Annotated in this window: 22 protein-coding genes; 9 read left to right on the top strand and 13 right to left on the bottom strand. The window is 44.0% G+C overall.

Translation table 11 applies throughout. The features are described 5' to 3' along the window. The first annotated feature begins 22 nt into the window (after positions 1-22). A complete protein-coding gene (locus tag H2O73_RS14295) occupies positions 23-637 on the top strand; it encodes a riboflavin synthase subunit alpha (protein WP_182109542.1) in 615 nt (204 codons plus the stop codon). A gap of 77 nt (positions 638-714) precedes the next feature. On the opposite strand, the gene H2O73_RS14290 is transcribed toward H2O73_RS14295, so the two are convergent. Then, a complete protein-coding gene (locus H2O73_RS14290) occupies positions 715-918 on the bottom strand; it encodes a CPXCG motif-containing cysteine-rich protein (RefSeq protein ID WP_182109541.1) in 204 nt (67 codons plus the stop codon). 237 nt (positions 919-1,155) lie between these two features. Continuing rightward, positions 1,156-2,022, bottom strand: a complete 867-nt coding sequence (locus tag H2O73_RS14285; protein WP_182109540.1) for a fructosamine kinase family protein — start codon at positions 2,020-2,022, stop codon at positions 1,156-1,158. Between the two features lie 452 nt (positions 2,023-2,474). On the opposite strand from H2O73_RS14285, the gene H2O73_RS14280 reads away from it, so the two are divergent. Further along, the gene (locus H2O73_RS14280) at positions 2,475-2,819 is read left to right on the top strand and encodes a DUF3802 family protein (RefSeq protein WP_182109539.1); all 345 of its coding nucleotides are present in this window, start codon (positions 2,475-2,477) and stop codon (positions 2,817-2,819) included. 26 nt (positions 2,820-2,845) lie between these two features. On the opposite strand, the gene H2O73_RS14275 is transcribed toward H2O73_RS14280, so the two are convergent. From H2O73_RS14275 to H2O73_RS14260, 4 genes are all read right to left on the bottom strand, one after another. Then, entirely contained in the window at positions 2,846-3,355 is a 510-nt protein-coding gene (locus tag H2O73_RS14275; protein ID WP_182109538.1) for a C40 family peptidase, read from the bottom strand. A gap of 218 nt (positions 3,356-3,573) precedes the next feature. Next, a complete protein-coding gene (locus H2O73_RS14270) occupies positions 3,574-4,959 on the bottom strand; it encodes a TRAP transporter large permease (protein WP_182109537.1) in 1,386 nt (461 codons plus the stop codon). Further along, positions 4,946-5,488: a TRAP transporter small permease subunit gene (locus tag H2O73_RS14265; RefSeq protein WP_182109536.1), complete on the bottom strand. Its 543-nt coding sequence runs from the start codon at positions 5,486-5,488 to the stop codon at positions 4,946-4,948. Before H2O73_RS14265 ends, H2O73_RS14270 begins: the two co-directional genes overlap by 14 nt. Before the next feature lie 60 nt (positions 5,489-5,548). Then, entirely contained in the window at positions 5,549-6,619 is a 1,071-nt protein-coding gene (locus tag H2O73_RS14260) for a TRAP transporter substrate-binding protein (RefSeq protein ID WP_182109535.1), read from the bottom strand. A gap of 210 nt (positions 6,620-6,829) precedes the next feature. Here H2O73_RS14260 and H2O73_RS14255 point away from each other — a divergent pair, with 210 nt between their 5' ends. The 5 genes from H2O73_RS14255 to H2O73_RS14235 all read left to right on the top strand — a co-directional run bounded on the left by H2O73_RS14255 (position 6,830) and on the right by H2O73_RS14235 (position 12,237). Next, complete coding sequence (locus H2O73_RS14255) at positions 6,830-8,215, top strand: cache domain-containing protein (RefSeq protein ID WP_182109534.1); 1,386 nt, start codon at positions 6,830-6,832, stop codon at positions 8,213-8,215. Continuing rightward, positions 8,212-8,841: a response regulator gene (locus H2O73_RS14250; protein WP_182109533.1), complete on the top strand. Its 630-nt coding sequence runs from the start codon at positions 8,212-8,214 to the stop codon at positions 8,839-8,841. Before H2O73_RS14255 ends, H2O73_RS14250 begins: the two co-directional genes overlap by 4 nt. Continuing rightward, entirely contained in the window at positions 8,841-9,773 is a 933-nt protein-coding gene (locus tag H2O73_RS14245; RefSeq protein WP_182109532.1) for a LysR family transcriptional regulator, read from the top strand. The genes H2O73_RS14250 and H2O73_RS14245 overlap by 1 nt, the downstream gene beginning before the upstream one ends. Positions 9,774-9,876: 103 nt before the next feature. Then, entirely contained in the window at positions 9,877-11,445 is a 1,569-nt protein-coding gene (locus H2O73_RS14240) for an acyl CoA:acetate/3-ketoacid CoA transferase (protein ID WP_182109531.1), read from the top strand. 57 nt (positions 11,446-11,502) lie between these two features. Continuing rightward, a complete protein-coding gene (locus tag H2O73_RS14235; RefSeq protein WP_182109530.1) occupies positions 11,503-12,237 on the top strand; it encodes a beta-ketoacyl-ACP reductase in 735 nt (244 codons plus the stop codon). An 87-nt stretch (positions 12,238-12,324) separates the two neighbouring features. Here H2O73_RS14235 and H2O73_RS14230 read toward each other — a convergent pair whose 3' ends face one another. Next, positions 12,325-13,113, bottom strand: a complete 789-nt coding sequence (locus H2O73_RS14230) for a sterol desaturase family protein (protein WP_182109529.1) — start codon at positions 13,111-13,113, stop codon at positions 12,325-12,327. 86 nt (positions 13,114-13,199) lie between these two features. On the opposite strand from H2O73_RS14230, the gene H2O73_RS14225 reads away from it, so the two are divergent. Then, the gene (locus H2O73_RS14225) at positions 13,200-13,937 is read left to right on the top strand and encodes a tRNA-uridine aminocarboxypropyltransferase (RefSeq protein WP_182109528.1); all 738 of its coding nucleotides are present in this window, start codon (positions 13,200-13,202) and stop codon (positions 13,935-13,937) included. 129 nt (positions 13,938-14,066) lie between these two features. Further along, positions 14,067-14,975, top strand: a complete 909-nt coding sequence (nagK, locus tag H2O73_RS14220) for an N-acetylglucosamine kinase (RefSeq protein ID WP_182109617.1) — start codon at positions 14,067-14,069, stop codon at positions 14,973-14,975. A 101-nt stretch (positions 14,976-15,076) separates the two neighbouring features. Here the strand turns inward: nagK and H2O73_RS14215 are convergent, their stop codons facing one another. The 6 genes from H2O73_RS14215 to H2O73_RS14190 all read right to left on the bottom strand — a co-directional run bounded on the left by H2O73_RS14215 (position 15,077) and on the right by H2O73_RS14190 (position 20,009). Continuing rightward, the gene (locus H2O73_RS14215) at positions 15,077-15,337 is read right to left on the bottom strand and encodes a DUF2960 family protein (protein ID WP_182109527.1); all 261 of its coding nucleotides are present in this window, start codon (positions 15,335-15,337) and stop codon (positions 15,077-15,079) included. 64 nt (positions 15,338-15,401) lie between these two features. Further along, positions 15,402-17,180: a bifunctional molybdopterin-guanine dinucleotide biosynthesis adaptor protein MobB/molybdopterin molybdotransferase MoeA gene (locus tag H2O73_RS14210; RefSeq protein ID WP_182109526.1), complete on the bottom strand. Its 1,779-nt coding sequence runs from the start codon at positions 17,178-17,180 to the stop codon at positions 15,402-15,404. After that, positions 17,177-17,764: a molybdenum cofactor guanylyltransferase MobA gene (gene mobA / locus H2O73_RS14205; protein ID WP_182109525.1), complete on the bottom strand. Its 588-nt coding sequence runs from the start codon at positions 17,762-17,764 to the stop codon at positions 17,177-17,179. Before mobA ends, H2O73_RS14210 begins: the two co-directional genes overlap by 4 nt. After that, positions 17,742-18,458 (bottom strand): energy-coupling factor ABC transporter ATP-binding protein, encoded by a 717-nt coding sequence (locus H2O73_RS14200; protein WP_182109524.1) that lies wholly within the window; start codon positions 18,456-18,458, stop codon positions 17,742-17,744. Before H2O73_RS14200 ends, mobA begins: the two co-directional genes overlap by 23 nt. Positions 18,459-18,467: 9 nt before the next feature. Next, the gene (locus tag H2O73_RS14195) at positions 18,468-19,166 is read right to left on the bottom strand and encodes an ABC transporter permease (RefSeq protein ID WP_182109523.1); all 699 of its coding nucleotides are present in this window, start codon (positions 19,164-19,166) and stop codon (positions 18,468-18,470) included. A gap of 6 nt (positions 19,167-19,172) precedes the next feature. Beyond that, a complete protein-coding gene (locus tag H2O73_RS14190) occupies positions 19,173-20,009 on the bottom strand; it encodes an ABC transporter substrate-binding protein (protein WP_182109522.1) in 837 nt (278 codons plus the stop codon). Between the last annotated feature and the right edge of the window lie 184 nt (positions 20,010-20,193).

Raw genomic sequence — 20,193 nt, 5'->3', positions numbered from 1 at the left:
AAAGAAATTAGAGGCAGATACGATGTTTACAGGCATTGTTGCTGGCATGGCGAAAGTCGTTGCTATCGATAAGAAACAGAACTTTCAAACACATACAATTGAACTGACTGGAGAACTTGGTGAGAACATCGCGATCGGTGCTTCGGTTGCCCATAACGGTTGTTGTTTAACGGTGACAAAAATTGAAGGTCACCAAGTGAGCTTTGATTTGATGCAAGAGACGTTAAAGCTAACCAATTTAGGTGAAGTAAACGTCGGCGATTTGGTCAACGTAGAGCGGGCAGCGAAATTTGGTGATGAAATTGGTGGGCATAGTATGTCTGGTCACATTTCTGTGACAGCTACCATCAAGCAAGTTCTATGCACTGAAAATAACCGTACAATTTGGTTTGAACTACCCGCAGAATCCATGAAGTATGTGCTCGCGAAAGGGTACATTGGTCTTGATGGCTGTTCATTGACCATTGGTGAAGTGCAGGACAATCGCTTCAATGTCCATTTGATTCCTGAAACCTTACAAAGAACACTGTTTGGACATCGAGAGGAAGGTGACTTGATTAACGTTGAGTTCGATCCTCAGACTCAAGCGATTGTCGATACTGTTGAACGAGTGCTTGCAGCTAAATTGTTAGCTTAACTGACGGCTTTATAATGATAAAAAGAGCGCTAAGCGCTCTTTTTAGTCCTCTTTTTCACCTGCTTCGATAAACGAGTTTAGAAAATTTGTTCATCGTCTGCGTCGATAGTCAACTCGATGGAGTCCATCTGCTCGTTAACCACCATATTAAAGTGAATGGCGTTGCAGCAAGCCGGGCAATCATCATAAAACTCCTGATTACCATTTGATGCGTCGAGGGTAATGCCGATGGAGTGACCACAATGTGGACAGGAGACCATTTTATCTTTGAAATTGCGCATAGACTTACCTCGTAGTTTACTTCTGTGACAACCAAATTACGTCACTTCAATCTTGCTCTATGTAAATGTTATGCGTGTAAGTTAGTAATGGTTGTGAATTAAGTACAAAGTTTGACTGGGGGCAAAAATTTTGAATGAAGATCTCGAAAATTTGCCAAGCTCAATCAATTTACACACAATTTCTCTGTTGCTATATATGTATAACTCTTTGTAAATTAAGTTAAATAATAGCTTCGGCTAATAAGCTTGTATTCGCTCTATCAATTGTTGAGCTTCATCCAAATAGTGCCCACCAAATAAATTATAGTGGTTTAAAACGTGGTAGAGGTTATAGATGTGTTTTCGTTCACTGTAACCTACCTCTAACGGCGCAATGCTTTTATAGCCTTGATAGAATTCGGGTTGGAATCCACCAAATAGTTCGGTCATGGCAATATCACATTCGCGATCTCCCCAATAGCAGGAAGGGTCAAAACAAATAGGTCCAAAGGCGGAATTCGCTACGTTACCATGCCAAAGATCGCCGTGTAATAGCGAAGGGCGAGGTTGATGATTCGACAATAGATCTCGAATCAATCCAATAAAGTCGGGTATGTCGACCAGGGTTACACCTTTTTCTTTGATAAGCTGCAATTGCCAGCCAATTCTTTGTTCAGCAAAAAAGCGTGCCCACTTCCTATCCCATTGATTAGGCTGAATGGTGTTCCCGATGTAATTGTCTTGGTCGAAACCAAATTCCTTTTGCTCTCCCCAGAGATGTAACTCAGCCAGTTGTCGGCCAAAAGTATAACTGGAATCAGCACTTTCTAATGGTTTTGTTGATAGGTAGTTGAGGATGAGAAAAGAGTTATGCTTTGAATGACCAATATCGACCAGTTCGGGCACAAACACGGTTCGTGTTTCTCTTAGGCTGCGAATGTTTTCCGCTTCAATTTCAAAATTGGGTAGAAAGTGCCTGCTATTTACTTTTACAAAGTAGCGCTGCTCACCGTCACCAATCATATAGCTTTCGCTAATATCGCCGCCCGTGAGTTTAGTTTTTTCTTGAATAACGAAAGAGAACATTAATGTTTCTGACAATTGTTCAGAAATGGCTTGCCACATAATCAACCCCTAACTTAGTCGAAGTATGTACACATTGTAGGAGATAGAAACGCGCAATTCCGAATCACACAGCAAAGAATTCAATCATTTGAGCTAATTGCTGTATTAAAAAGGTGATTTTGTGAACAGTGTCTTTGTTGAAAGCTTCACTTAATACATTGTTATTTGACGCTGGAGCGATGAGTGAGACAGCGTCAATGAGGCAGTGTTTCGAACTTTCTTATCGAGGCGGTTTAATCAATATTCAACCTGTTGGATTCATACCGCGATAGTAGCCCTTGAAAGCGGCGATTAGATAATATCAACTCTATTTTGAGCTCTACGGAGGGAAAATCGCTGAAACTGTCGGATATACAACAATAATTGCGACTCATCAGTACAACGGATTGTTAATCGTAACTCTAATACTTTAGTATAGAAGCAGTTGTTAACATTTTTAATTTGGAGAGAAAATGGTTGTTGAGACAGAGGGGTACTTAGCGTTAATTGAGTACCTTGCATCCAATCTCGATGTATTTTCTACAGAGGATGGCGATACAGGCGAGGAAAGTATCGAAGATGTGGTAACCGATATGGTTGCGTCTAACATCATGGCGATATTTGAACAGAACCCTGAAATGCATTCTAGTGTTCGTTTTAAACTGCTTAAAGAAGCGGATTCCGTTGTCGCGGATTTGGGAGAAGTTTTGGCGGGTGTTTGGACTCGACCTGCAACTAACGAGCAAATCGCGTTTCTTGACGAATACATTGCGCTAGTCAAAAATCTATTTGATACCGCGGTTGCGAAGTACGACTAATTTGTCGACATCCCTACTTGCTGTGTTTACAGGCGAGCGTCGACTCGCCTGACTTGCCAAAAAACATCAGCCCAATATGGGTTGTCAATTCGCGAAATCATCACACCTTTTGACGTTGATGCGTGCATAAACTGCTTATTACCTAAATAAATTCCCACGTGGCGAGTTCTCAGTGAGGTTTTAAAAAAAAGCAGATCGCCAACATTCGCAGCGTCATAATCCACTTCAGTTCCTATATTCGCTTGTAGCGCTGTGGTTCTGGGCAAATTGACCGTAGCGGCTTCTTGATAGGCTAATTTCACTAGCGCTGAACAGTCAATACCATTGAATGACATGCCACCAAGACGATAGGGTACACCTTGCCATTTTTGATAAAAGCCAAGAAAAGCGTCTCTTTGATCTTGTTCGAGTGCCGTCAGTGGTCGTTTCGCCAGATTCGAATTTGACGGATGGCTACTGCATCCACTTAGTACGATTATGATCGACAACAAGCAAGCTCGACATCCATTTCGGATTAATATGTCGCGATTAATCATCTGTTTATTAGCCTAACAATGACATTGATAGAAATAAGATAAACCTTCATGCGCTTTCACGCTAGCTTATGTTTCGCATTAGCTATCAAGGCGAGTGAAAGCAAAACCGCGCGAGTAAGAAAAAAGGAGCCTAATCGCTCCTTTTTGGTGTTTAACAGCACTCACGTTTGCCTAAAATTGAGGCTCTACTTAAACATATCCTTCTTGGCACATTTCTTTTATCCGTAGGCGACGCTTGGGAACCACAGAACCAGTTGCGGCCACATAACCAAGGCCGCTAGGGCAATTAACTGGATAAAGATAAATGGTATAACCCCACGATAGATATCTTTCAGAGCAACGCCTTCAGGACAAACCCCTTTAAGATAGAATAACGCAAAGCCAACTGGTGGCGTTAAGAAGCTGGTCTGCAACGCCATTGCAACCAACATAACGAACCAGACTAAGCTTGGGTTATCGACCACCCCATGACCATCAAGCTCAATGCCCAAGCTGGCAATCACAGGTGCCAGCAGTGGCAAAGCGATCAAAGTAATTTCGATCCAATCAAGGAAGAAACCGAGTAGAAAAACAATCAACAAGATAAAGGCTATGATTCCATAAGGACCAAATGGTAAGCCACTAAGGAAAGACTCGATCAGTTCGTCGCCACCGAGCTCACGAAGAACCAAAGCAAAGCATGATGCTCCTAAGAAAATCATAAAGATATAAGCGGTGGTGCCATAGGAAGAGAGCAATACTTCTTTAAGCACTTTCAAGTTGAGCTTTCGGTTGTATGCGGCAAGCATTGTTGCCCCCATAGCCCCAATACCTGACGCTTCTGTCGGTGTGGCGACACCAGCAAAAATAGAACCTAATACACAGAATATCAGCACGACCGTTGGGGTAATGGCTTTAAATACCTGTAAGATTAATTTCCAGTCTACCGGTTCCACATTCTCAGGGATGGGTGCTTTGTGCGGGTTCATCTTACCGACAATCAGAATATAGGTGATGTATAAACTACCCAGTAGCAACCCAGGGAATATCGCACCCATGAACAAATCACCCACTGACAAGCCAAGTTGGTCAGCCATAATGACAAGCATGATGGAAGGCGGTAATAAAATACCTAATGTACCTGCGGACGCAACGGTACCGAGGGCGAGAGGTAAATGGTAGCCTTGTTTCATCATACTTGGCAGTGACATGACCGTAAGCAATACGACTGATGCTCCGATAATACCGGTAGAGGCGGCAAGGATAATACCAATCGCCATAACTGTAATGGCTAGTCCGCCGTGCACTTTACCGAAGAGAGCTTGCATTGACGTCATTAACTTTTCGGCAATTCCTGATTTATCAAGCATATTGCCCATAAAGATAAACATCGGCAGTGCCACTAAGATCCAGTTATCCATGATCTTATAAATACGGTTCACCACTAGCCCTAAACTGGTGTAATCAAGCCCAGTAAAGGTATCTAAATAGATATCAGCAAAATAGCCAACTGCGGCGAACACGACGCCAATACCACCAAGCACGTACGCGACAGGTATACCGGTAAACAGCAGTAAAATAAAAGAGCCAAACATGGCAATGACAATCCACTCATTTGCTTCCATGGTGTGCTCCTTTAATGAGTGTGTGGAAATTTCGCAATATGGTTGCCAGCATTGATAGCAACAACATACTGAAACTCAGTGGGATTACGCTCTTGATCAACCAACGATATGGAAGGCCGGATGGCGAGGCTGAACTTTCATTGACACGCCATGACTCATACGCAAAGTCGTAAGAGTGAAGAATCACAATGACAACAAAGGGTATTGCGAGAAAGACCAAACCGATAATGTCGACGAAGGCTTTTTTCCTTGCGGAGAACTTGTGATAAAACAAATCAACTCGAACATGTAAGTTGGTCACTTGTGCATACGCTGTACCAAACATTACGGCAGTAGCGTATAAATGCCATTGAAGTTCTTCTAAGGAAATTTGACCATTAGAAAACACTTTTCGTAGAACAACTTGAATAATAATTACCGCGACAAGCGCAAGGTTTGTCCACGCGAGCACTTTGCTAGCAGCGGTAATTGCTTTATCTATTTGAAAATAGAATGGGGAACGTGAGGCGGAATATAGCACCTTGCTCATTGGTAACTCCTTACAGCTAATGACCGATAACGAGTATCGGTCATTCCAATTAACAGAGGATTACTGCTCTCGAGTCGCGCGAGGTAGGAACGCGTTCGCTTCCCACAAAGCATACCCGTTGCGGAATTCGCTTAGGTCATCCCACACTTTGTTGAAGAATGGGTCAGCATTTTTCTTCTCTTCAACCACTTCCATCCAAGTTGTTTCGAACAGAGTAAGCATTTCTTCATTCCAGTAGCGGATTTCTACTCCATTGTCTTTTGCTTTTTCCATAGCCGAGTATTGCAATGCTTCGCCTTCGGCGATGGAGTAGGTCATGGTTGCCATACAGGTTGTCTCTACCGCAGATTGCTGCGCAGAGCTCATTTGTCCCCAAGTGTCTTTATTGATTAAGAGTTCAAAGACCGTTGACTGTTGATGCCAACCTGGGAAGTAGTTGTATTTTGCAACTTTATGGAAGCCTAGACGCTCATCGATTGCAGGCTGAGAGAATTCTGATGCGTCAATCGCGCCTTTTTCAAGCGCGCCAAAAATTTCACCACCAGGAAGTTGTACCGTGCCCACGCCCAGTTTTTCCATGACTGATGCCCCTAAACCAAAGAAGCGCATGTTTAATCCTTCAAGATCTTCTGGCTTTTCAATTGGTTTACGGAACCAACCTGATGTTTCAGGAGAAATAATCGCGCAAGGGATCACTTTTACGTTGTAACCGCCTTGGTCATACATTTCTTGATACAGCTTCAAACCGTTGCCAAAAAATAGCCACGCCATGTATTCACCAGCTTCGGGACCAAAAGGAACCGCAGAGAACAACGCAGAAGCAGGCAATTTGCCTTGCCAGTAGCCCGCAGTGGCGTAACCTGAGTTAACTTTACCCGTTGAAACTGCGTCAAGAATTTCGGCAGGATTGACCAATTTACCCGGTTCGTAGATCTTCATTTTGATCGTACCACCCGAAGTTTGCGTGATGTGGTCTGCATACCATTGGATCGGCGTGCCTAACGCGGGTAGGTGGCTACCAAATGCAATAGGTGTTTTGAGCAAGATTTTTTTGTCAGCCGCTTGAGCGGTAACAGATAGACCGGCAGCAAAAGCAAGCGCAGAGGCGATGGCAACTTTTTTCAGTTTCATTGGATATCTCCGTATCGGTTGGATCCTTGTAAATATCGAGAAATGTGAACATTGCGTAGCATTTAGTGTTAATGCAATGTTACATTTAGCTTTAGTCTAGTGGTGGGATCGTCGGCGCTCTATTGGGATAAATGCGCAATTTGTATAGGTAGAAAGTGCAGTTTATTCGACGATTGTTCAGTATTACTACGTATCGAAGGTGGATGGGCTATGGGGCTTCTTAGCAACAGAAGGCTGACAATTAATATCATTTTGCTCTCAATAGTACCGCTGATTATAGTGGTGGTTATTGTTGCTGGAATTTTATTTAGCCAAGCGAAACAGCTGCTTAGCGATCAAGTTGAATTGACTCGCAACAATGTATTGGCGGTAAAAAAGCAAGAATTAAAACAGTACGTAGAAATGGCAGTCAAAAGCATAGAGCCTTACTACCTAGATGAGACCTTAAGCCCCAAAATAGCCAAGCAAGTCGTTGCTCAAAAATTGAGCCAGCTCACGTATGGGCAAGATGGATACTTCTTTGCATATACTTGGGAGGGTGATGCGCTAGTGCTTCCATACCAAAAAGAGAGAATAGGAAAAAACTGGTGGGAAGTAGAAGATGTGCAGGGAAAGAAATTACTGCAAGAGCTGATCTCTGTCAGCCGGGAAGGGGGCGGCTTTGTTGATTATCTTTGGCAAAAACCCTCCACCAAAGAACCTTTACCAAAGTTGAGTTATGCCGTTTCTCTTGATAAATGGCAATGGATGATTGGTACCGGAGTCTATTTAGATGACATTGAACGACAAGTTTCCCACATGCAATCAGGCTTTGACCAAAATATTGGTAAAACCAGTACCGCATTATTTGGATTGATGTTCATCGCGGTTTCCGTTATTGCAGGGCTTGGAGCGTCACTCAACCTGAATGTTCGACGCTTGGCAAATCAGCAGTTGAGTGAACTAAACCAACAAATTATTGATTCGCAAGAAAACGAGCGACAGCGAGTATCACGAGAGCTTCACGACGGCGTGAACCAATTGCTGGTCGCAGCGAAATACCGGCTGGATAACGTCACCAAAGAGAAAAACGGTGAAAAGAAAACGCTTGAACTTGATGCGAGCAAGACTGCCATGGAACAAGCCATTATAGAGTTACGTCGAATATCACAAGATTTACGACCACCTCAGCTTGATGATCTGGGGTTAGCAGCCGCAATCGAGTCCTATATTAATGGATTACGAGAGCGAACTCAGTTAGAGCTGGTTTTCGAACATGATATCGAAGGTGAAGCATTTCTACCGGAAGTTGAAACCACGTTATACCGAGTGGTGCAAGAATCACTACATAACGTTGAAAAACATGCCAATGCCCAAGGTGTTGACGTAATACTGCAACGCGAAGGGCATACATTGATATTAACCATCAGTGATGATGGTGAAGGCATACTGAATAAGACAAAGAAATCATCTCAAAAAAAGCAGCCAGTACAGGAAAAAATGGGGCTGCAAAATATGAGAGAGCGGATTCAGGCGATTGGTGGCACATTTGCTGTGACCAGTGAGCCCGGGGAAGGAACTGAAGTACGTGTCAGTTTGAACATGGAGTTTATATGATAAGACTAGTACTCGCTGATGATCACCGATTAATGCAAGATGGTCTCAAATCACGTCTAGAGATGGAAGACAACCTCGACATATTGGCTTGCGTAGGAACAGGAACAGAAGCGTTAGAAAGTACGCTAGCGTTGAAACCAGATGTTTTGTTGCTTGATATTAATATGCCAAACCTTAATGGTATTGAAGTACTTGAGAAGCTGGAGAAGAGTCATTCAGAGACTGCGGTGATTATGCTATCAATGCATGATAGCCGAGACTATGTAATACGTTCAGTCAAAGCGGGAGCTAAAGGCTACGTATTAAAGGATGTTGGCTCTGAAGAGTTAGTGATGGCCATCAATCAGGTTGCTGAAGGTCGTTCGTATCTTTGCCCTCAAGCTTCTGATCGGTTACTCGAACAGATTACCGAGCAACCAAAAGTAGACGACGACACATTATCAAAGCGAGAGTCTGATGTATTAAAAGCCATCGTTAATGGTGCTGGTAATAAAGATATCGCCGATACATTACACATTAGCGTCCGTACCGTTGAAACACATCGCTTACGAATTAAGAAAAAGTTGGGGGCAACATCGACGGCGGCACTGGTAAAACTAGCACTACAAAAAGGGTTGGTTAACTAATGTCATACAGCTTACTTTCTAGTCGCCAGCCAATACTGGATAAAATGGTCTTTTTTTGTGCGGTCATTCAAACTGGCTCTTTTCGCGAAGCGGCAATTCAGCAAGGTATTTCACCCGCAGCAGGTAGCCGTTGGGTTAAAGAGCTAGAAGATGTCCTGTCGGTCGAGTTAGTGAAGCGAAGTACACGGCAGCTGGTGGCGACACAAGCTGGGCAATTACTTTATGACCAATTCTCGCCGCTTTTACCTGATATCAATAATTTGTGTGAAGAAGTACAAAATCTAGCGGAAAAACAGCAAGGGGAGATCCGCCTTTCTTCAACACCGCTGTTTGCTCGCCAATATCTCACCAAAATCGTCGCTGAGTATATGGAAATGTACCCCAAAGTGAATTTCCGTATATTTATTGAAGCGGGCGAATTTGACCCTCTGTTGATTGATTTTGCATTTCGCGCCAGTGGTAGTTTCGAAGACCAACCAAAACCGGACTCTTTGCTTGTTAGACGTCGACTATTACAAGAACCATTGTACCTTTGTGCTTCCCCCAACTATTTAGCAGAGCATGGTATGCCAGAGAACCCTAATCAACTAAGCGAGCATCGTTGTCTCTATGCACAAACGTTATTGGGTGGAAATCGTTGGAGCTTTGAAATAAACGGTAAGCAAGAGATTGTCATTATTCGCGATACCTTGGAGTGTGATAATAGTGAGATGTTGCTTGATCTAGCGCTGGGACATGCGGGAATTGCATATTTGCCGCATTCACTGGTTAATCAAAAATTAAAGAGTGGGGAATTACTGCACATATTACCCACTTATCAATGCGCGACATTTGATATTGACCTCTATTACCGACCCCGCGCACCCATGCCAGAGCGTTGTAACAGTTTTAAGCAATACCTTTTTGAGCGGGTTAATTCACTCTCGGCATAATTTCATATTTGTAATTCACAATCTCTATATGCGCAATTAACAATCATAAGATCACCACCTAAGATAGTGGTATAGGTTCAATCATCACCAAGGACGGTGCAGTGTGGTAACAAAATTAACCCCAGAACAAGCAGCAAATTGGATTGAAGATGGTGATGCCGTTTTACTTGGGGGCTTTATTGGCAGTGTCGTACCCGAAGCGATAGAGCGCGCCATTGGCGAACGCTTTGCTAATACTCAATCTCCCCAAAATCTCACGCTACTGTTTGCTGCAGGGCAAGGTGATGGACAAGCGAGAGCGATCAACCATCTTGCTCAGTTAGGGTTAGTGACACGTGCCATTGGTGGTCATTGGGGATTAGTCCCCAAGTTGCAGCAGTTAGCGGTCGATAATTTAATTGAGGGCTACAACTTACCGCAAGGCATTATCTCTCACTTACTGCGTGATACCGCCGCGGGAAAGCCGGGCACGTTGAGTAAAGTTGGACTCGGTACCTTTGTAGACCCGAGAATTGAAGGTGGAAGAATCAACGCAATTACTCAAAAAGATTGGGTTGAAGTGATGAGCTTGGCAGGAGAAGAGTACCTGTTTTATCACAAGTTACCCGTTACAGTTTCAATCTTGCGTGGTACGACAGCCGATGAAAATGGCAATATTACCATGGAAGATGAGTGTTTAATTGTTGAAAGCTTAGCGGCAGCGCAAGCGGCAAGAAACAATGGCGGTAAAGTGATCGTTCAAGTGAAACGGGTGGTTGCGGCGGGAAGTTTAGATCCGCATGCGGTGAAAATCCCCGGAATTTTCGTTGATGCTGTGGTGGTGTGTGACGATCCTAAAGAGCACATGCAAACTTTCGCGACAACGATGAACCCGGAGTTTGTCGGTCGTTCGCACTCAAAACGTGACGGTGTTACAACTGAGGTGCAAACCGAGCAGCCTCTGATTGATGCAAAAACCATTATTGCTCGCCGTGCCGCGATGGAGCTTATACCCGGTTCAATTCTAAATTTGGGCATCGGTGCTCCGGAATATATTGCTCGTGTTGCTCAGCAAGCCGCTGTTTTAGATAAATTTACCTTAACTGTTGAGCCGGGTGCTGTCGGGGGCGAGCCTCAAAGTGGCTTAGATTTTGGTGCATCCCGCTTACCGCAGGCTATTATTAGTCAGGATCAGATGTTTGATTTCTATGACGGTGGTGGAGTTGACCAAGCGTTTCTCGGTCTGGCTCAATGTGATCAACATGGAGACATCAATGTCTCGCGTTTTGGTAGTAAAATTGCCGGTTGCGGTGGTTTTATTAACATTACCCAAAATGCTAAACGAGTCTATTTTTGCGGCACCTTCACCGCACAAGGTTTGCAAGTTACAGTCGATGATGAGCAACTGACGATAGTTCAGGAAGGGCGCCAAGTTAAATTTGTCCAACAGGTTGAACAAATTACGTTCAGTGCGGCGCAAGCATTACAGACAGGTAAACCTGTGTTGTACATAACTGAAAGAGCAGTGTTTGAGTTATCAAGCCAAGGTTTTGAGCTTATTGAGGTAGCACCGGGTATCGATTTGAAGCGAGATATACTCAATCAAATGGCGTTTGTTCCAGTGATGGGGTCGTCAATAAAAGTGATGGATCCATCGATATTCCAACCGCATTTTTCACTCAATCTTATCTAAGGCGCAAACATAGCGTCGAGTTAGTTTACATCTGCAAAGCCCAACAAGGAAACAGGTATGTTTAATAACAAAATCTGCGTAGTGACAGGCGCAGCACAAGGAATTGGTCGAACGATTGTTGAACGATTCGCTCAAAATGGCGCGACGATGGTTTATGCCTTGGATATGAATGGTGAAGTGTTGTCTAACGCTTTTATGGACCTAAACAACGTCAAGCCGATAGTGGTTAACATTTGTGACCGCTCAGCAATAGAAGTGTTGGTTAAGCAAATTGAAGATGATTTCGGTAAGGTCGATGTGTTGGTTAACAATGCGGGCATTACTCGAGATGCGCTTATCGACAAAATGACCGAGCAAGACTGGGACATGGTGGTGGACGTAAACCTGAAAGGGGTTTTTAACCTCACGCAAGCGATCGCGCCAATGATGATGGCGAATAACTATGGCTCAATTGTCACTATGTCTTCAGTGGTTGGTACCGATGGCAATATTGGCCAAACAAACTACGCCGCCACCAAAGGGGGCGTGATTGCCATGACCAAAGGATGGGCAAAAGAGTTTGCGCGAAAAGGCGCACAAGTGAGAGCAAATTGCGTGGCACCAGGTTTTGTTGAAACGCCAATGACGGCGGACTTACCCGAAAAAGTGCTGAATATGATGAAAGAGAAAACGCCATTAGGTCGTATGGGGACGCCAGATGACATTGCGAATGGGGTTGAGTTTCTCGCCAGTGATAAATCGAGTTTTATTACTGGGCAAGTGCTTAAAGTTGACGGCGGTTTGGTGCTCTAATCGCTGGAATTGTTTAAGCACCGTCGGTCGATATAGAGACATAAATAAAGGAGCCAGAGGCTCCTTTATTTTTGCATGCTGCTTTGGTTATTTTTGTCTAAAAGGCTGAGAGAGCATTTTATCAAGCCACTGCTCGCGAGGTTTTCGAAACAAGGGGATGCCAATTTCGACCTTATCGTGCCCCAATTGTGGTTGAGAACGATAAGTACCAAAAGCGCGGTCCCAAATGGAAAGGAAGAAACCAAAATTAGAGTGGGTTTCTTTGGCAATCACAGAGTGGTGCACACGATGCATGTCGGGGGTGACAATGCTTTTTCGCAAAATGGCGTCGAGTTTGAGTGGTAATTTGGCGTTACTGTGATTGAACATCGCACTGGCATTCAACACAATTTCAAACACCAATACCGCGATAGGCGAAACACCAAGGCTGATCACGACGGCTATTTTAATCCACATCGATAACAGGATTTCGATGGGATGAAAACGTGCACCGGTCGTCACATCAATGTCTTGGTCAGCATGATGCATACGATGTAAACGCCACAACCATGGCAGACGATGAAAGACGACGTGCTGCGCGTAGATGGCGAGGTCGAGCAAAAACACGGCGACAATAATTTCAATCAATGAGGGCAAGGCAAACCAGTTAAACACGCCATAACCCTGTTGCTCTGCCCAGATAGCCGCTTCAATTGCCAATAAGGGCATAAATAGGTTTAAGCACACCGAATTAAAGCCAACTAAACCAATATTATTGAGCCAACGTTGCCATTTGTTCTGAGTTAAGATTTTACGTGGCGTTAACCATTCCCAAATGCCACAAAGAACGAGTACCGAGAGGAAAAAGCTTAACCGAATCATATCTGGGTTTTGCATGGAGTGTCCTTACTGACTTTACATCTTGCATCGACGCAGAAGGTGAGTAGAATTTGTCGCCTTCAACCTATTATCAATGAATCAGCATGAGAATCCACGCCTTTCATCATTTATATCAACAACGTCTTTCACTCTCTACCCGAGTTTTTAATGCTCGTGGCAGTAAAGTTGAGCGTTGTCAATTTTGCCAAGTGGCGACCAAGTACTGCGTTTGTGCTCATCAGCCTGATATAGAGAGTGATGTCGCGGTGATGCTGATCATGTCTGAGAACGAGGTGTTTAAGCCAAGTAATACTGGGCGCTTGATCCTTGATACGATTAAAGAAGGCTATGCATTTCAATGGAGCCGCACCGAGCCAGACTCAGAGATGCTGGCGTTATTGAATGATCCGCAATATCAACCTGTGTTGGTCTTTCCTGCAGAATATGCCGATGATCAAACTCGCGTCATATCGGAAGATAACGAATTTTTTAGCGGTAACAAAAAGCCATTGATCATTTTGTTAGATGGCAGTTGGCGTGAGGCTCGACGTATTTTCCGTAAGTCGCCGTACCTTGATGGTTTACCGATTATCTCCATTCAACCACAAGCGATTTCTCAATATGTTATGAGAAAATCGGAGAACGAACAGCACCTGTCCACGGCAGAGGTGGCAATTTTAGTTTTGCAACAGTTGGGAGAAACCAAAGCTGGGAACGTCCTTGACGGGTGGTTTCGAGTCTTTCGTGAAACTTACCTCCTAAGTAAGACTCGTTTAAAGCCTGATTTGACTCGACCAGAATTAAAACGCTTCTTGCTCGAAAATACGCATTCAGATCATTGATATTATTCTGCAATCAGTTGTAAATAGTCAATGTAAGCAATCATAGCTCACGGAACCGAACGGATACGTTATGGATAATGATGCAATTATTGTTTAGTTTTTATGAATTACATTCTGGGAGAGAATAAGATGTACTACGGCTTTGACGTTGGCGGCACTAAAATTGAGTTTGGCGCATTCAACGAGAAATTAGAGCGAGTTGCGACAGAACGCGTGCCTACGCCAACAAGTGATTATCAAGAGTTACTTGAAGCGATAGCCAGTTTGGTGAGCAAATATGACCAAGAGTTCAAGTGTGAAGGCAAAATTGGTCTAGGTCTGCCGGGTATGGAAGACGCAGACGACGGTACTATCTTAACGGTGAATATCCCAGCGGCGAAAGGTTTACCACTACGTAAAGATTTGGAAGCGAAGATTGGTCGCACGGTAAAAATTGATAACGATGCCAACTGTTTTGCGCTATCGGAAGCGTGGGATGAAGAGCTAAAAGATTCTCCATCCGTAATGGGGCTAATTCTTGGTACTGGTTTTGGCGGCGGTCTCATTTATGAAGGTAAAATTTTCTCAGGTCGTAACCACGTAGCTGGTGAAATGGGGCATATGCGTTTGCCAATTGACGCTTGGTTCCATCTCGGTGAGAACGCACCGCTATTAAGCTGCGGTTGTGACAAAAAAGGTTGTATTGATAACTACCTATCAGGTCGAGGCTTTGAGCTGCTTTACGCTCACTATTACGGTGAAGAGGAAAAAGCGATTGATATCATTAATGCTCAAGCAGAAGGCGAGCCAAAAGCGGTTGAGCACATAGAACGTTTTATGGAGTTGCTAGCGATTTGCTTGGCAAACTTGTTCACCGCCAATGATCCACACGTTGTGGTACTCGGTGGTGGTCTATCAAACTTTGATATGATCTACGATGAAATGCCGAAACGCATTCCTAAGCATCTTCTATCGGTGGCGAAATGCCCTAAAATTGTTAAAGCGAAACATGGCGATTCCGGCGGTGTTCGCGGTGCAGCGTTCTTGAATATTAAGTAATTTTTGATTTTAAGAATGTTGAACTAATAATGCATAGATGCAGCATTAAAAAGGGCTTCCAATGGAAGCCCTTTTTGTATCAAACTCGATTCAAGTAAGAACTATTTCTTACCCACACCACGGTTTTCTTTTTGCTGTAGAGTCAGCTTAGTAAAACCCAGCTTTTTGAAGTGGTTATCGCGATAGTTACGTACCGCTTTAGTGTCTGAAATTAGTTCGATTTGCTGTTCCATTTTAAGGAAAGCAGAAATATCGATGCCTTCAGCTTCGGCAACCGCTTCATGGATATTGCGGTGCTGTTGGTACGAAAACGTCAACGTTTTATCAACGTCTTTGTAGGTATAAAGAATTGTACGAGCCATAGTGCTTTATTTGCTTACTTAGTCTTAATTGTAAAGGTCAGCGATTAAGCTGACCTCGAATGGGTTAGATTCTGCCTTGAAGTGGGATGATTGTCACGCATTCTCCAACTTTAACTGTATCAACAGCAGGGGAGATTTCGATCAAACAATTTGCCTCACTCATTGAGCGTAAAATACCTGAACCTTGTTTACCTGTTGTACGTACAGTAAGTCTGCCAGCACTATCAAGTTGATAGACACCACGGCTAAACTCAGTACGACCTTGGCGAGAGCGCAAATCTTCTGTAGCAATCGCATTGACTTTGAGCGGTTGCCAATTAGTTTCACCTTGCATCTTACGCAAAGCGGGCTCAACAAAGTTAATGAATGACACCATCACAGCAACAGGGTTACCTGGCAAACCGAAGAAAGGTTTATCATTGATTTGTCCAAATGCGAGCGGGCGACCCGGTCGCATGTTAATACGCCAAAAATCAATTTTACCGAGTTTATCTAACGCCAGTTTTACGTAATCCGCGTCACCAACAGAAACACCGCCGGAGGTAATGACGACATCCGCTTGTTGGCTTGCTTGCTCAATGGCATCAATCATCACTTGTTCGTTATCTTCTAAGATGCCGAAATCGATTATCTCACAGCCTAGTTTTTCTAGCAGCCCCATAATCGCAAAGCGATTAGAGTCATAAATAGTGTTGGGCTTTTGCTCACTGCCGGGTGCTTGAACTTCATCGCCAGTCGAGAATAGGGCAACTTTTAATTTACGATAAACAGGAGCACTTGCAAAACCAAGAGATGCGAGCATGCCCATTTCAGCGGACTCAATACGGCAACCTTGTGTAAATACATCGCTACCGATCGCGAGATCTTCGCCGGCTTGGCGGACATTTTGTCCCACTTTGATGCAAACGCCATTAAATGTGACCTTGTCACCATTTTCGGTTGCTTGTTCTCGCATCACAACAGTGTCAGCGCCCAGTGGCATTGGGGCTCCGGTCATGATTTTAACCGCTTGTCCTTTTAGCACTTCTTGTTCGTATGCGTGACCAGCTAATACTTCAGCAACCACTTGGTAGTGTTCGCACTTTAAGTCATCACCACGAATGGCGAAGCCATCCATCGCTGAGTTAGTGTATTGAGGTACATTGACTGGTGAAATGATGTCTTGCGCGAGGACTCGAGTGTAGCTTTGCTGCATAGGGCAAGCTTCAGTTTCGCTTACGGTATTGACCAGCGATAAGATCTTCTCTTGTCCTTGCACTACAGATAAGAATGCAGGTGACAAAATGTCACAGCATGATGAACCGGTGCTTTGTTTTTCAGCTTCGCCTTTGCGTGCAACAAAATCCAAAACAAATTGTTTGATTGCTTCTAAATCGTTGATATCCAGCTGTGGAAGTTGCGTATCATCCACCTGGCTGTCAGCGGCAATAGCAATGATGTTGTCATCATTTGGGTAGAGCCATGGTTTACCCACTTCTTCACGGTGTAACTCTATTTTTGGGAAGGCGATGTTTTTACAGCCCTCAACTAAGATGACATCGAGCTGCTGTTGGTCAAAGCGTGTCAGTAAGTAGTGAAATTCTGACTCTTCCTGCGGAGTCTCAGTCATCAACGCGTAGCGATTTCGTGATGATATAAGCATTTGGCTCGCGCCCGCTTTACGCAGACGATAACTGTCTTTACCTGGCATATCGACATCAAAATTGTGATGGGCATGTTTAAGCATACCGATACGTAAGCCAGCTTCAGTAAGTTTTGGTAGCAAAGCTTCTATCAGGGTTGTTTTACCTGTGCCTGAGTATGCAGCAAAGCCAAGAATAGGGACTAGGTGGCGTGATGTCATGATTCTAAGGTTCCAAATTGTGCTAACTCTTGAGGAGTATTCAGGTTTACAAAGCAGTTTGGCTCATCGCTGAAGTCAACGTAAGACGTATTACATTCATCGTAGAGTAGAATGATTTTTCGGTCACCGCGTTCTAAAAACGCAGTCAGTTTTGGCAACACGCGTTTGTTGTACAGGGTGAAAACGGGTTGTTGATAGGCACCGTCATGTGCGACCAATATATCGCTATCTGGCGTGACCTGAGAGCAGAAGCGCTCAACCAAGTCTGAGCTAATAAACGGGCTATCACATGGAACAAACCCAACCCAATCTGTTTCCGCATGAACCAAACCAGCATGAATACCGCCCATTGGACCGGGATAATCAGCGAAATGGTCGCTAAATACGCTGCCAAACCGAGCGTATTCTGACTGATTGCGATTGGCATTAATTAGTATTTGTGGGGTTTGTGGCGACAAGCGTTCAATAACGTGCTGAATTAGCGGCTTATTATTTAGTTCGATAAGACCTTTGTCTTTGCCGCCCATGCGGCTGGCTTGACCGCCAGCCAATATGACCCAACTAGTTTGCGTTGGATTTAGCATAGGTGCTCTCTTGCTCTTTATCATTAATGATTTGTAACAACGGTGACTCTATCAGAGTTGATTCTTTTATCCACCATTGTTTACGACATAATTCGGTTAAGGCATTTTTCTGATGACTAGTCACCACGATGCTTGAGCCTTTTTGTAGCAGATCTTTGGCAAGCATAACCAATCTATCAATTGACTCTTGGTCTAGCGAGGCGCTGGGCTCATCCATTAACAAAATCGAAGGGGTTAGAATCCACGCTCTAGCCATTGCGACACGTTGTTTTTCACCGCCCGACAATACTGAGATATGCTCGTCAGCAAGAGTTTCTAAGCCGACTAAACGTAGTGCGTTGATCACTTTTGCGCGTTTGTCTTGCGCGGACATTTTGCTGTAACGAATACCATACCCCACATTTTGATACACAGTGCCATCAAAAAGGTAAGGTGATTGGTGAAGATAAACCACATTGCGACGACCGCTTCGAGGGAGCAAACGCTGAATCACATTGTCATTGGGGGCAATGACGCGTCCGGTCGTTGGTTTAAGCAAGCCTGAAATGATTTTTAGTAGCGTAGTTTTACCGACGCCGTTGTCACCTTTGAGATAAATTGCGTCATTAGGACCGACTGAGATTTCAGGAATGTGGAATAACACTCTGTCTTTGAATCTCATTGATACTTGTTGAGCAGTTAGTTTTATAGTCATAATTTGCCCTTAAGTTCTCAAGTAGCCACGGCCACGCATACTACTCAGTAGAAAATTAAGTAGTAATGCTAACGAGAGTAATACAATTCCAAGTGCAACACCTTGCGCAAAAGCGCCTTTATGACTTTCCATTGAAATAGCAGTGGGGATATTACGGGTCATCCCCATGATGTTACCACCAACCATCATTGAACAGCCCACTTCTGTGACGATTCGAGAAAAAGCTGTAATCGTTGCGGCGAGCAGTGGAAAACGGGTTTCCCAGATCATAGTCGCAGCCAAACGCGGTACAGAAGCACCCAATGTGATGGCGGTTTCTACCGCGCGTCGATCACTTGACTGAAGTGCGCCATGCATCATCGCAACTAACACAGGGAAGCAAATCAATATTTGCCCGAGTACCATCGCTTTTTGGGTGAAGAGCATTTGCCAATCACCCAAAGGACCCGCTCGTGATAGCAGCATGTAAAGCAGCAAGCCGATAACCACAGTCGGCACGGCTTGCAGTGTGTTTACTAAAGATAGAAACACCCATTTGCCACGGAAATCCGTGTAGGCGAGTATAAACGAGAACAAGATCGCTGGCAGCAACACCAAGGATATCGCAGTTAAAGAAACGCTGAAGGATACCCCAACAATAGCGATTAAATCAGGATCAAAGGCGACCAATAAGGCTAACGCTTCTAATGTTGTCTGCCAGAGGCTCATAGGTGGTTATTTCTCGTTTGCATTAGCAACAAATAGTTGCTTGCCGTTAAGTTTAAAGCTATTGATCAACTCTTGACCACGAGTGTTGACTAACCAATCACTGAATACTTTTGCACCATTGTAGTTAATGGTTGGGTAACGCTCAGGGTTAACTAAGATAACTTGGTAAGGGTTAAACAAGTTTTTGTCGCCTTGAACTAAGATCTTAAGGTCTAGTTTATTATTATAGGCTAACCAAGTACCGCGGTCTGTCATTGTGTAGCCTTGCATTTCAGAGGCCATATTCAGTGTTGGACCCATACCTTGACCAACAGAACGGTAACCAGTGAAGTTAGGCTCCATTTTTGTTTGTGCCCAGATACCTAGCTCTTTTTTGTGAGTACCAGAGTCATCACCGCGAGAAACGAAGGTCGCGTTAGCTGATGCGATCTGTTTGAACGCTTCTGCTACGTTTTTCTGTTGGGCAATTTTTGCAGGATCAGCTTGTGGGCCTACCAGCACAAAATCGTTATACATTAGTTTACGAGGAAGAACGCCATAGCCTTTCTCGACAAAGTTTGCTTCAGCTTTTGGCGCGTGCGTCATCACCAAATCAACGTCGCCGTTTTCACCCATCTTAAGTGATTTGCCTGTACCTGCGGCAATAACATCCACTTTGTAACCGGTATCTTTTTCAAACTCAGGTAAAAGGTAATCAAGCAGACCTGAATGGTATGTACTAGTAGTAGTCGCTAATCTCACATGAGATTGGTCTTCAGCATGTGCAGAGTAGCTAAATAGAGCGATAGACGCCGTAGCGAGTGTGTAACTAACCGTTGCTTTAATTGAAATCGTAGCTTTCATTGTTATGTTTTCCATAGTGTGGGCCAAAAATGGCTTTTTAATTCAATACCTAGTAGGGAAATGGCATGAACCAAAAATGGTATGTTGCCATTAGCAATCTAAATGCCAACTTTTTCGTTTGATAATCAAGCAAATCTGCTTGAAATTGTGGACAAAAAGGGGCTTTGAGACAAATTGTCTCACT

The organism is Vibrio marinisediminis (genome assembly GCF_014050145.1).
Lineage (GTDB): Bacteria > Pseudomonadota > Gammaproteobacteria > Enterobacterales > Vibrionaceae > Vibrio > Vibrio marinisediminis.
Note: the sequence above shows the minus strand (reverse complement) of the source record. Positions and strands in the feature narration are given on the sequence as shown.